This is a genomic window from Chroococcidiopsis sp. (assembly GCF_051657925.1).
Lineage (GTDB): Bacteria > Cyanobacteriota > Cyanobacteriia > Cyanobacteriales > Chroococcidiopsidaceae > Chroococcidiopsis.
The window spans coordinates 1-13470 of the sequence record NZ_JBOFLP010000176.1 but is presented as its reverse complement, the minus strand read 5'-3'; the positions used below and the strand labels follow the sequence as shown (position 1 = coordinate 13470).

Genomic DNA, 13470 nt, shown 5'->3' with positions numbered 1-13470 from the left:
ATGAATTGATTTTGTGCCAATTGTACTTGAAAACAAATGCGATCGCGCCTTAGTTAAATTGCGATCGCAGGCAATTTTATTTTGCCTAAATTCCAAATTCAAATTCTAAATCCGCGCTCTATCAGAAATGATACGGAGGTAGACAGTACTACCTTGTGCCTATAATGCCGCTTATCCTTACAATAATTGCATGTCTGCAATCCTATGAACTCATCTATCTCTCAAATTGCTGTACGGGTAGTCGAACAATACCCTGGGTAACATCAAGTAACATTGCCCGATCGCCGCATCGTTTCGTTTATACTACAAAAAACTACAAAAACCGCTCTACCCTCGATTATGTTGTATAACTTCAGTACATTTACATTTCTTCAGCTACCAACTGTGTAAAGTAAAGCTATTTCCTAGACAATCGCCCCTGCGACTACCAAGAGCGATCGGCGTGAATTATAAAATTTTTATGTGAATTTTGGCACTACCTGCCTAGACTTCCAGCTATTGTCTAGAACTATAACTTGCATTCAATGGTAGCCACTAATGCTAGATATAAGTTAAAGATGGAAATAGTTGATTAGGAGAAGCTAGAGCTATGCCCACCGCAGCGATCGCTTTTTGCAGTAGGCACTTGACGCTCTCCCCAATCCAATCGTAGTAGGAGTGAACTATTGACATCCGACCGATAAATCCTTAATTCTGATTTTTCAGCCGCAGCCGCTATTTTTCCTTTAGGTTCTCATGTCAACTCTCGTTATCGTCGAATCCCCCACCAAAGCACGCACCATCCGTAACTACCTGCCAAGGGACTTTCGGGTCGAAGCGTCTATGGGTCACGTGCGCGACCTACCCCAATCAGCAACCGATATTCCCGCCAACGTTAAAGGGGAAAAATGGGCGCAGTTGGGCGTGAATGTGGAAAGTGACTTTGAACCGCTGTACGTGATTCCCAAGGATAAAAAGAAAATTGTCACACAGCTCAAGGAAGCACTGAAATCTGCTGACGAACTCGTACTGGCGACAGACGAAGACCGAGAGGGCGAAAGCATTAGCTGGCACTTGTTGCAGCTACTCCAGCCAAAAGTTCCGGTCAAGCGGATGGTATTCCACGAAATTACCCAAGACGCAATCCGCAAAGCGCTGAAAAATTGCCGCACCGTTGACGAACAGCTCGTTCGCGCCCAAGAAACGCGCCGAATACTCGATCGCCTGGTAGGTTATACTCTGTCCCCTCTATTGTGGAAAAAAATTGCCAAAGGGCTATCCGCCGGACGGGTACAGTCAGTTGCAGTCAGACTATTAGTGAACCGCGAACGACAACGCCGTGCTTTCCGCCAAGGGAGTTACTGGGATCTCAAAGCCACCTTGGAGGCGAAAGGCAAAGAGGCGAAAGGTGAATTTGAAGCCAAACTGATCGCCCTAGCTGGTACAAAAGTCGCCAATGGCAGCGATTTCGATCCAGATACAGGGCAGATCGTTGCCGGACGCAATGTTGTTTTATTGAATGAAACCCAAGCCAGGGAACTACTAGAGCGTTTAACGGGCAAACCTTGGACGGTGACGGATTTAGAAGAACGTCCTACGACGCGCAAACCCGCACCACCCTTTACCACCTCTACCCTGCAACAGGAATCCAACCGCAAACTGCGCTTGTCGGCGCGGGACACGATGCGGGTCGCCCAAAACCTCTACGAACAGGGATACATTACCTACATGCGTACCGACTCGGTACATTTATCCGAGCAGGCGATCGCAGCTGCCCGTAGTTGCGTCGAGCAGATGTATGGCAAAAATTATCTCAGTCCTCAACCGCGTCAGTACTCTACCAAAAGTAAAGGCGCGCAGGAAGCACACGAAGCCATTCGCCCTGCTGGAAGCAGTTTCCGCACGCCCAAAGAAACAGGTTTGAGCGGTAGAGAATTCGACCTATACGATTTGATTTGGAAGCGCACCGTGGCGACCCAGATGGCAGACTCTCGCCAAACTCAAGTTATCGTGCAATTACAGGTGGAAGACGCAGGGTTTAGGGCTATTGGTAAGCGAATTGACTTTCCTGGCTTCTTACGTGCTTATGTGGAGGGTTACGACGACCCAGAAGCAGCATTAGAAGATCGGGAGGTCATTTTACCACCGCTGAAAAAAGGCGATCGCCCCGACTGCAAAAACCTAGAGGCGATCGGACACGAAACCCAACCCCCTGCGAGATATACGGAAGCTTCCCTCGTTAAAACCCTAGAAAGCGAGGGCATCGGTCGCCCCAGTACCTACGCCAGCATCATCGGCACGATTGTAGACCGAGGCTATGCCCAAATCGTCAGCAACGCCCTCGTTCCTACTTTCACCGCCTTTGCTGTCACTGCCTTGTTAGAACAGCATTTTCCTGACTTGGTAGACCCTAGCTTTACCTCCAAGATGGAGCAAACCTTGGATGATATTGCCACGGGTGAAGCAGCTTGGTTGCCATATCTCCGCAAGTTTTATTCAGGCGATGCGGGACTGGAAACTCTAGTCAAGGCACGGGAAAGTCAAATTGAAGCCAACGTTGCGAGAACAGTCGCCTTTGATGACTTAGAAGCAAAAGTCCGCATTGGCAGTTACGGTCCTTATATCGAAGCACAGAACGGTAGCGATACTGTGACTGCTTCCATTCCTAAAGACTGGACTCCGGCAGATTTAGATGCCGAATTAGTGGAAAAGTTGCTCAAACAGAAAACCGAAGGACCGGACAAGGTAGGGATTCACCCTGAAACTGGAGAGCCGATCTATGTCAAGATTGGTCCTCACGGTCCTTACGTGCAATTAGGTGAAAAAACTGAGGATAAGCCCAAACCCAAGCAAGCCTCATTACCTAAAGGTGTCACCCCCGATAACCTCACCCTAGAGACAGCTATTGGTTTGTTGTCTCTACCTCGGCTACTCGGCACTCACCCAGCAACGGGAGGCAAAATTCAAGCTAGTATTGGACCCTATGGACCCTATGTCGTCCACGACCAAGGTAAGGAAGGCAAAGACTATCGATCGCTTAAAGTCAGTGACAACGTATTGACAGTGACTCTAGAACGGGCGCTAGAGATTCTTGCCGAACCCAAGAAAGGACGACGTACCAGCAGCAAATCCAAACCAGCATTACGCGAGTTGGGCGCTCATCCAGGAGATGGGGAACCAGTCAACATCTTCGAGGGTCCCTACGGGCTTTACGTCAAGCACGGAAAAACCAATGCGGGATTACCAGAGGGGCAAAAAGTCGAAGATATGACTTTAGATAAGGCGTTAGAACTATTAGCCTCAAAGGAATCGAGCGCTAAAAAATCGACGACGCGCAAATCTACTAAGGCAAATGCTAACGGTAATGGGACTGCAACTACAGCCAAGAAAAAAACCGCTAGTAGTAGCACTCGCAAGACAACGACTGCTTCTAAATCAAAAACCAAAACTTCATAGATTCTGACTGGTTGTAAGTGTAATTGTAGAGGCGCAAGAATTTGTGTCTCTATTTTTTTGGGATACACCCGTATTTTTACGGTCGTCGATCGCAATTCCCGGAAGTTGAAATGAAAATGCATAGCTATAGCTATCAGCGCGATCGCGACTCCCATAAATTGGTTTCTGACATGAAGATTCGTCAAAAGTTAACCATAGGTTTTGTCGGGACTTCTTTATTAGTAGGCTCGATCGGTTGTCTGGCATTGGTTGTTGATAAAAATACTCACGCTCATATAGATCGAATTAACAAAAAATACGTTTATGAGTTTGAGTTTTCCGGTCAGGCGATCGCTGACTTACAAACAGTTAATGTAGCAACGCATAAGCTTTCCATTGGAGAAATGCATATATATACTAGAGGAGAAGTCTTTGCACTAATTGAGTCTAAATTAAGCAAAATTGAAAACATTATAGATGATAGAATTAAGAGAAATGACCCGGCATTGATAGCAAGTTTTGAAACCGATATTACGAGAGAAGAATCAGAAAAAAGTTATCAAAGCCTGAAGGCACTAAAAGCAAATTTTTTAAGATATAAAACTTTGGTCGCGCAATATTTACAACTTCTATCTACTAATGAGTGGGATGCCAAGCAGCTTTTAGCAGATAAATTAGAATGGTATGTAGAAAAAAGCTTATTGCCTGCGATCGAGGAATACAAGCAGCGTGCCGGAAATAATTTATTAACCGAAGCTAGAGAAACCGAAAAAATGTTTCTCATGGGTGAGCGTGCGATCGTCTCCTCAACTTTAGCCGCTGTCATAACTACCATTGTTGTAGGCTATTTCATTTCTCGTTCTATCCTCAAACCAATCGACAAGCTAAAAGCAGCATCTATTCAGGTTGGAGAAGGTCATTTAGAAACTAGGGTTGCGATCGATTCTCACGATGAACTCGGAGTTTTAGCTGATGCTTTTAATCAAATGATATTAGGTTTATCTAGAACAACAGTATCTCAAACCTATTTAGATAAAATTCTCAGTTCAATGTCAGATTTACTAATTGTAACTAATCCAGAGCGAATTGTTACTAAGGTAAATCAAGCAACACTCGATTTACTTGGGTTTTCAGAAAGCGAATTACTTGGTAAGTCGATCGATATTTTTCTAAGCCAAAACACAAACTTGAGTGTTTATACATTAGCCGATCGCGGGTTAAATCTCAATCTAGAAACAAATCTGTTAACATCTGAAGGTAGAGCAATTCCTGTATCTTTTAGTTCTTCTGCTATTGTTGACGAACAGGGTAACAAGCAGGGTTGCGTTTGTGTAGCGCGAGACATAACTGAAAAGAAAAGAATAGAAGCGGCGATGTTACAGGTAAGAGTAGCTGAAGCTGCCAGAGCAGAAACCGATAGAGCTTTACAACAAGAAAAGCATTTAAACGAGCTGAAAAGCAAATTTATCTCTATAGCTTCCCATGAATTTCGTACGCCGTTAACCACAATTTTATCTTCGACAGAGTTAGTACGAGATTACGGCTATAAATGGACAGAGGAGCGCAAGAATCAGCATTTTCAGCGGATTGCCACTTCTGTAAAACACATGACAGGACTTTTAAATGATGTTCTGTTAATTGGTAAAGCAGAAGCTGGAAAATTTGAATTTAATCCCCACTCGCTTGATATAGTCAGCTTTTGTCAAGAAATAATAGAAGAAATAGAAATAACTGCCAAAAACCATAAAGTTCTATTTCATTGCAAGCGCCAGTATCTCCATGCTTGTATGGATGAAAAGCTCCTGCGACACATTTTTAGTAATTTACTCTCAAATGCAATTAAATATTCTCCTAAAGGTGGTACTGTCAATTTCGAGCTAATCTTTCAATTAGAACATCTCGTTTTCCAAGTTCAAGACCAAGGGATCGGTATTCCGCAAACAGAACTATCCCAATTATTTGAGACGTTTCATCGGGCTAGTAATGTCGGTACAATTCCAGGCACGGGATTAGGACTTGCCATTGTCAAAAAGTCTGTAGAAGCCCATCAGGGAACAATTACAGTAGAAAGTGAAATTGGCGTAGGTACGACATTTCAAGTTACCCTACCACTCTACGAAGTTTGCCCAGTTAGGGACTAGAGAAGAGAGCTGAGGGAGCTGTAGGGCGAAGCCCTTCTCGAAGAATGGGAGCTGGGGGAGAAAGAAATTGAAAATTCTGACGAATGACAAATGAAAAATGACGAATAACCATAAAGAATTGTGTTTATTAAAGACTGTGAACTCCGTAGCTTCATATACTGAACTTAATTCCTACCTTTTGCATCTCGAACGAGGAGGTTCTCAAACGATGCACACTTATGAAGTATTGGTAGACATCAAAGAATGCCTAGAAATAACAAGTGCTAGTTGCAGAAGCGAAACAGCACGCTACGAAATCGATGCAGAATCAAAAGATAAAGTCGATCGCCTCGCTAGAGCGCAGGCTAGAAGCGACCACCCACAAGGTATTGAGTACGATATTAGGGTAACGAGACTATTGAGATAGAGCGCCCTCACATGTTGTCATTGGTCATTTGTCAATAGCTAATGATGATTGTAGTACGAGTTCTTCATAAACGATTGAGGGTTGCTGTAAAAATAGAAAAACTAGGGAAGGAAACGATCGCTTCTTTCCCTAAATCGTAGAGTAAATGGCGATCGCAAGTTGCCAAACTTCCAACACGACTGACGACTTACGACTTACTTACCATCTCCGCCACACTCTGAGCCTGATAAGCTTTTTCTAACCGCATAATCCGCTTCGCTTGCATAGAGAAAGCACTAGCATCGAGCCAGTTAGCAATCAACGCATCCGTGGAGAATAGTCCACCACCATTGATGGTGAAGAAGAGAAAGCAAACTGCATAAACAGCAGAAAGTTCTAGATAAGACAGATTTAAACCAGCAACCAAGATGTGATGGTACATCGCTACACACATGGTTCCGAACAAACCAAAAGCAGCTGGACGGGTCAAAAAGCCAATTGCTACCAGTGGCGCGCCGATTGTTTCGGTTAATGCAGCTAAGTAGCTGAAAAAGATCGGGAAGGGTAAACCAATGTACTCGACGTAAGCTTGAGAAAAGCTTTCGATGTTACCCAGTTTGTCTAAGCCATTATGAACCATGACAATCCCTACGACAGCACGCAAGACAGCCCAAGCAGTTTGCGACCAGAAGTTAGGGATAGTGTTGGGTTTGAGAATGGTAGCTAAAAAGGTGGTTGTAGACATGATGCAGATGTTGCGCTGAGTTTGTCAAAGATTTCAAAAAGTTAACAGAAGTATTAAGTAATGTAAATACTTACTTATTAATGTATCGCTTTTTTTTCAAAATCGGGAACGCCGTAGAGTATGCAGAATAGACATTCGGAAAAAAGTAAACTCGTTATGAGTTTTCGATCGCCTGCTTCCCTCTCACTGAAGCCGGAGACTAACAACTATAGACTAAAAATTATCTACACTCCTACACTCGGACACATACCCTATGAAACCCGCCTGGACTCGACTGGCGATCGCTTTAAATGCAGCTTTGCTTGTCTCTGGAACGCCAGTTATGGCGATACCGCCTGCGCCAACAGAAAATACCTCCACCCAACAACAACCAGCAGAACCACCCACATTTGAACTAGAAACCAGTGCCTCTCGCCTCGCAACAATTGTCGAGCAGAGAAAAAAACTAATTGAAGCAGATCGTCTACATCAAGCCGGACAGCACGCAGAAGCAGAAAAACTCTATCGAGAAGTCAAAGAGCCTTTTACTACCCCTATAGAAGTTAAACAGCGTCCAGAACCGATTGTTGATGCAACTCAGCTATCGCCAGCAGGTAAGGTTTATTGGCGGGAAGCAGAAGCAGGTATCGCTCAAAATCTGCAAACGAGAACTTTGGTTCCCTTGCGATTGTTGGTAGAACAGTATCCCCAATTTATCCCTGGACATCTGCAATTAGCAGCAACACTCAACAAACAAGGTCATCCCAATGAAGCGATCGATGTTTTGGAACGAGCAACATCTCTTTATCCCGATCGATCGGAGTTAGTAAAAGCCAAAATAGAAGCTTTTGTTGCTGAAAAAAAATGGATGGAAGCCTCGATCGCAGCGCGAAGATTTGCAATTCTCAATCCCAACCAACCTAGCACCGCCGAATTTACTCAACTAGCAGACCTGCATTTAGACAACTATACGCGACATTTGCGCCGCAAGTTGCGAGGAAATGCGATCGCCAATGTGATTACTGGGGTAGCAGGATATGCCCTTACAGGTAGTCTATTGGGTCCGCTATCGGCGTTGCAAACAGGCTCGATGTTATTACGAGGCGAATCATCCATCGGTAAATCGATTGCCAAAGATGCGCGAGAACAATTGCCAATGGTAGAAGACAAAATAGTCATTGATTACGTCAATGAAATTGGACAAAAACTAGCTAAAGTTACAGGTCGCGACGATTTTCAATATGAGTTTTACGTCGTTTTAGACGATAATTTAAATGCTTTTGCCTTACCAGGTGGAAAGGTATTTGTGAATGCAGGTGCGATCGCCAAAACTCAATCTGAGGCAGAGTTGGCTGGATTACTGGCACACGAATTATCTCACGCCGTCCTTTCCCACGGGTTTCAGTTGGCAGCTGAAGGCAATTTACTGGCGAATGTGACTCAATATATTCCCTATGGTGGAACTGTGACAAACCTTTTTGCCATGAGATACAGTCGCGATATGGAACGCCAAGCAGATGCTTTAGGGACAAGACTAATTGCAGCTAGCGGTTATGCAGCTGATGGTTTACGCGATTTGTTAGTGACGCTTAAAGAACAAGACAAAAGGGGAGAACCGCCAGCATGGTTATCTTCTCACCCGCCAACAGGCGATCGCATTCGCTATGTCGAAGAACTGATTCAACGTAATGGCTACAACCGCTATACGTACGAGGGAGTAGCGCGTCATGCCGAAATGAAAGCAAGGGTGGAAAAAATTTTAATTCAGAAGGAACTGATAACTAAGAAAAAGCATCATCGATAAATGTAAACAATCTTTCCTGCACTAGATACATCACTGACTTGAGGTAGATAGCTTAGAGGCAGCAGGGTTAAGTTTGAGGATTATTTTTCATGTCTGCAAAAACTTTTAAGTTTCAATTGTTAAGAGGTTTGAGTTTATCAATGGGGTTAGCCTTGCTGTTAGCACATGAAACTGCAATGGCTTTTCCCCGCCAAGGGTTGATAATAGCTCAAGATAATTCTCGTTCTAGCGATCGCAATAGTCGCTCGACCAACCGCGATCGCGATGTTGTCGTAGATACAGAAGGCGATACCGCGCCTACTTCCCGCCGCAATCCTGGCAGTTCAGATCCCGTTACTAGAGCGACGCGATTTAGCTGTCAGACCGTAAATGGCGAGTACACTGTAGTTTACCAGCCAGAAAGCCAACCAGGAGAGTTTTTTCAGTGGGCAAGACCATCAGCTATGGGTGGTGGTTGGAATCCTCAAAGACGTTGTAACGAAATTGCTCGTCGTTTAGAATCTTACCGTCCCGATGGTTTACTAGAAATGACCACAGGAGTAGAAAATAGTTACAACACTGTTTGCGTCACGACTGAAAAAGATCCGTCCTGTCGAATTGTTTTTACCGTACCACCAGGACAAGACCCCATATCAACTCGCGATCGCGTCTTTGAAAACCTCACCGTAGCTGATAGCGGACAGCAAACTGATGCAGTCAGTACCTATCAGGGAAGACAGAGCGAAATTAGCGATCTCATCAACATGGGTCGTGAAGTTTTGGCTGGAAAAAAACGTACTAATACCAAGAATATTAACCTCAAACCCTTCTTAGATGCCAAGGATGGTGGCACTGGAGCAGAACTTGACGATGCCGTACAAGTCAAGCAAAATAGCTCTCATTCGCGGTTAAATCCTGGGAATTTTCGTTAGACTGTAATTAGCAATTGGTAATTGGTAATTGGTCATCGGTCATGAGTCAATAGACAAATGACTGATGGCACTTTTTTTGTCCATTTTGTATAATCTATGCTGAACAATAATCGTATTTTTAGACAAATATTATTGCCGCTCTTAGTTGGTTTGATTAGTATATTTTTGACGATTGGTTTTATCCCTAAAATTGCTTTGTCTCAACAATCAGACTCGCGCTTAAACTCATTAGAATTCGACCTGAGAAACTTAGAAGCAAGGCTCGATCGCCTAGAAATTCAAATCGATCGCACTTCTCGCCCCAATCTTCCCAGAACGCCTAGTACAGATAATCGCAGACGCGACCGCAATACCTTAACTCAGTTACAATCTTTTGATAACCTAGCAACATTAGCGATCGAAACAAAACAGCAAGTCAATCAATTAGAGGCAAGAGTCAAAAAATTAGAAGCACGGAGACAGTGACCAGTGACCAGTGACTAGTGACTAGTGACTAGTGACTAGTGATTATTCACTTCCCATTTACCAATTACCACTCATAAAAATGCACTTGAAAACACCTATTTCATTATTTCTACGCATCACTTGCGGACTGTGCTTAATTGTCTTTTGTCTAGGATTTAATGTTAGTAGTGCTGCCGCAGATGTAGAAACACAATCTAACCCAATAAATCCAAAAGTTTATGAATATCGTTCTCCTAGTGCGGATGGCATAGGTAAGTTTTACTTGGGTAGGGAAATTGCTAAAGTGATGGGACATACAGGAAGTTTATGGCTAGAACGTCCAAGTCGAGAACGGGAAGAACAACCAACAAAAGCGATCGCAGCTCTCGATCTAAAACCTACGGATGTGGTAGCAGATATTGGCGCTGGTACGGGATATTTTAGTTTTCGGCTAGCAAAAGCCGTACCTCAAGGTAAAGTATTGGCTGTTGACGTTCAACCAGAAATGTTAGACATAATTGAGTTTCTCAAACAAGAAAATAAAATCACAAATGTAGAACCTGTTTTAGGTGCGATCGCCAATCCTAACTTACGTACAAATAGTATCGATCTAGCTTTGATGGTAGATGCCTATCATGAATTTTCTTATCCCAACGAAATGATGAAAGAATTAGTAAAAGCTCTCAAGCCAGCCGGAAGAGTGGTACTAGTTGAATATCGACGAGAAAATCCTTTTATTCCGATCAAAACCTTGCACAAAATGAGCCAAAAACAAGCCCGCAAAGAGATGAAAGCGATCGGTTTACAATGGCAGACAACAAAAGATGTTTTACCATCACAACATATTATGATATTTACAAAAGGTAATTGGTAATAGATAATTGGTAAGAGTATTTCCACGCACTACGCACCACACGCTCTCAACTGATAACTGATAACTGATAACCGTTCACTGTAAACTTCTCTTAAAACGAAAAGAACTAATTGTCAGCCCTTTTCTAAAGTAAAATCTGTGGGCAGCAGCACGTTGTACGCCGCTATCGAGTTGCAGCGATACGCACCCTTGCGACTTAGCATACTCTATCAACCAATCAATTAATGCACTACCATAACCCTGAGAACGCTCAGATGTATCAGTGATGAGATCGTCAATATAAAGTAGCTGCCCATCAATTAATGTTTCCATCAATCTACACCCAGCTACGGCTTTAATTGAATTGTTTTTCTCGATGTAGACTAGAAAGTAACCAGCTTGCTGTTGGCGTTGCACGCGGTTAACAAACTCTGCTTCTGTCAAATGCGATCGCAACTGCATCATAATCGGAAAACATCGCGATATATCGAGAGCTGAGGTAGCCAGTTTAATCGGCATAGATCTTCTTTTGACTTCTGACTTGTGTACGGGCGAGTTTAATCGCAGAATTTTTTGTTTTGCTGTAAGTCATGTCAAAAAAACTGCCCCTCAAACTTTTGTCTTCTTGACTGACTCTGCTACAGATGGTGAGAAATTTGGGAAAGATAAGTGAGAAGCAATTCCTATGTAAACAATAGTATGACTGAAAAGCAGCCTAGTTCCGTACAGCCCTCTGCTGTAACGCTGCAATCCATTGCCCAAGATATCTTAACTTTATTAGATCGTAAAGCACTACTGGAGCTACGGGCAAAGATTGACAGTTTATTGGGGCTGTCAGTTGAACTATCCATGAACAAGCCAACGCCGCACCCCTCAGAAGGTGCGATCGCAGAGTCTCCACCAGAGCATTTAGCATGGCTGCAAAAAGGAGTTGTAACCTGGAACGATTGGCGCGAACAAAATCGAGAACTCGTTCCAGATTTACAAGGAGCAAATTTAAGTGGATTCAATCTCGCTTTTGTCAATTTTGCTGGCGTAAACTTGGAATATGCCAACCTTAGTGGCGCTGATATGAGAGGAGCATTTCTCAAAGAAGCAAACATGAAGGGGGCAAATCTCTACATGGCAGACCTCATAGGGGTAAACTGTCAGCAAGCTTGTTTAGAAGCAGCTAACCTCCAGGGAGCCGACATTTACAAAGCTAATTTTAGTCATGCAAACCTACAAGAGGCAAACCTGATTCAAGCTAGCATTCGACGCGCTACATTAGTTGGGGCAAACTTGCATAGAGCCAAACTCAAACAGGCAGACTTATTGCAAGCAAACTTAGTTCAAACGAACTTGAGTCAAGCTGACTTGCAAAAGGCAAACATGGAAGGGACAAATCTAATTGAAGCCAATCTTGAAGAAGCGAATTTGCTAGGTGCTAACCTCAACCGTGCTAATCTCTGTCGAGCGAAGCTATACAAAGCAAACATACTCCACGCCAAAATCAATGGTGTCACCCTCAAGGGCGCAGTGATGCCAGATGGTACAGTTCATGCTGGCGGTAGCGAAATAGGGAGTCGGGAGTCGGGAGTCGGGAGTCGGGGGGAAGAGAGCTGAGGAAGCAACTCAAAATTCAAAATTTCTCCACACTCCACACCCTTTCTTCACTGTCAACCGTCAACCGTCAACCAACAACTATCTCATAGCAGTCTCATCAGTTCGGCAACAGCGCTAGCTTTGGCGATCGCCCCTCGGGGAGTGTGCGGTAGATCGCCGTCGAAAAGTTCGGAAATAGAGCCGAGGCAAGCTTGGTGTTGTAAGTGAACTAGCATTGGTTGCCAGTCAATCGGTAGCGGTTGCGTGGGATAAAAACGCTGCCAAGCACGCACGTAAGCACCAATTAACCAGCTCCAAACTGTGCCTTGATGAGCCGCGCGATCGCGTTGATGCGGCGCTCCGGCATAGTTGCCAATGTATTCAGGATCGTTAGGAGCAAGACTACGCAAGCCATAGGGAGTTAGTAGGCTGCGGGTTGCTAGTTGCAGTATTCTCTGTCCTTGAGTTTCGCTAAAAGCACAGTGGCGTAAAGATAGAGCTAAAACGGCATTAGGACGGATTTGATTGTTGAGGCGATCGTCTAGAGCGATCGCATCGTACAGATAACCAAGGGTAGGATTCCAAAACTTTTGTAGCGAGGTTTTGACCTTGTGTGCTTGCTGGGTATATCGTCGTGCCTGGTTGCTCAAACGCTCCACATTCTCCCCAGGAGTACGGCTGAGCCGTTCTGCCCAAAGACTTGCCCAACACAAAGCAGAGTACCACAGGGCATTGACTTCTATCGGTTTACCCTGACGCGGCGTGACCGGCTGACCGTCAATTTTTACATCCATCCAAGTCAGCGCCGCATCAGCCGCATCCCAAATTACCAACTCGTCAGCCGCATCAACTTGAATGTTGTATTTTGTGCCAGTCGTAAACGCTTTATAGATTTGCTGCACGATCGGATATTGAGTTGCCAAAAAATCCCAATCTTGACTAGCCTCTAGATAAAGACCCAAAGTTTCAATCCACCACAGCGAAACATCAACATTGTGATATATAGGTTCGCGATCGCCATCTGACAAACAATTTGGCATTAAACCGCAACAGCAATATTTACCAAACGTTCTCAACAACTCTTTTGCTAAGTCATACCGTCCCGTCGAGAGTGTTAATCCTGGCAAAGCAATTAATGCATCTCTACTGAAGTTCTCCAGCCAAGGATACCCAGCAATTATCGTTGCTCCAGCTATTGACTGACGATAGA

The 13470-nt window shown here is 44.1% G+C and carries 12 protein-coding genes; 8 read left to right on the top strand and 4 right to left on the bottom strand.

What is annotated here, in order from left to right; genetic code table 11:
- Positions 1-540: 540 nt before the first annotated feature.
- A complete protein-coding gene (locus ACRC32_RS14330) occupies positions 541-672 on the bottom strand; it encodes a hypothetical protein (protein WP_438554607.1) in 132 nt (43 codons plus the stop codon).
- A gap of 63 nt (positions 673-735) precedes the next feature.
- Between ACRC32_RS14330 and topA the strand changes: the two genes are divergently transcribed.
- From topA to ACRC32_RS14315, 3 genes are all read left to right on the top strand, one after another.
- The gene (gene topA, locus ACRC32_RS14325) at positions 736-3435 is read left to right on the top strand and encodes a type I DNA topoisomerase (RefSeq protein ID WP_438554606.1); all 2700 of its coding nucleotides are present in this window, start codon (positions 736-738) and stop codon (positions 3433-3435) included.
- A 110-nt stretch (positions 3436-3545) separates the two neighbouring features.
- The gene (locus ACRC32_RS14320; protein ID WP_438554605.1) at positions 3546-5555 is read left to right on the top strand and encodes an ATP-binding protein; all 2010 of its coding nucleotides are present in this window, start codon (positions 3546-3548) and stop codon (positions 5553-5555) included.
- 208 nt (positions 5556-5763) lie between these two features.
- Positions 5764-5961 carry a hypothetical protein gene (locus ACRC32_RS14315; RefSeq protein WP_192157530.1) on the top strand — a complete coding sequence of 66 codons (198 nt, stop codon included), beginning with the start codon at positions 5764-5766 and terminating at the stop codon, positions 5959-5961.
- 187 nt (positions 5962-6148) lie between these two features.
- Here ACRC32_RS14315 and ACRC32_RS14310 read toward each other — a convergent pair whose 3' ends face one another.
- A complete protein-coding gene (locus ACRC32_RS14310) occupies positions 6149-6685 on the bottom strand; it encodes a DoxX family protein (protein WP_438554604.1) in 537 nt (178 codons plus the stop codon).
- 253 nt (positions 6686-6938) lie between these two features.
- Here ACRC32_RS14310 and ACRC32_RS14305 point away from each other — a divergent pair, with 253 nt between their 5' ends.
- The 4 genes from ACRC32_RS14305 (at position 6939) to ACRC32_RS14290 (ending at position 10697) form a co-directional block, all read left to right on the top strand.
- Positions 6939-8468: a M48 family metalloprotease gene (locus tag ACRC32_RS14305; RefSeq protein WP_438554603.1), complete on the top strand. Its 1530-nt coding sequence runs from the start codon at positions 6939-6941 to the stop codon at positions 8466-8468.
- Between the two features lie 89 nt (positions 8469-8557).
- Entirely contained in the window at positions 8558-9379 is an 822-nt protein-coding gene (locus ACRC32_RS14300) for a COP23 domain-containing protein (RefSeq protein WP_438554602.1), read from the top strand.
- 96 nt (positions 9380-9475) lie between these two features.
- Positions 9476-9844, top strand: coding sequence for a hypothetical protein (locus ACRC32_RS14295; protein WP_438554601.1), 369 nt, complete (start codon positions 9476-9478; stop codon positions 9842-9844).
- Between the two features lie 79 nt (positions 9845-9923).
- Complete coding sequence (locus tag ACRC32_RS14290; protein ID WP_438554608.1) at positions 9924-10697, top strand: class I SAM-dependent methyltransferase; 774 nt, start codon at positions 9924-9926, stop codon at positions 10695-10697.
- Between the two features lie 75 nt (positions 10698-10772).
- On the opposite strand, the gene ACRC32_RS14285 is transcribed toward ACRC32_RS14290, so the two are convergent.
- On the bottom strand, positions 10773-11195 hold the full coding sequence (locus ACRC32_RS14285) for a GNAT family N-acetyltransferase (protein WP_438554600.1): 423 nt from the start codon (positions 11193-11195) through the stop codon (positions 10773-10775).
- A gap of 180 nt (positions 11196-11375) precedes the next feature.
- Here ACRC32_RS14285 and ACRC32_RS14280 point away from each other — a divergent pair, with 180 nt between their 5' ends.
- Positions 11376-12281 (top strand): pentapeptide repeat-containing protein, encoded by a 906-nt coding sequence (locus tag ACRC32_RS14280; RefSeq protein ID WP_438554599.1) that lies wholly within the window; start codon positions 11376-11378, stop codon positions 12279-12281.
- Positions 12282-12364: 83 nt separating this feature from the next.
- Here ACRC32_RS14280 and ACRC32_RS14275 read toward each other — a convergent pair.
- Positions 12365-13470: amylo-alpha-1,6-glucosidase (locus ACRC32_RS14275; RefSeq protein WP_438554598.1), on the bottom strand; the 1106-nt coding region annotated here is incomplete at its 5' end.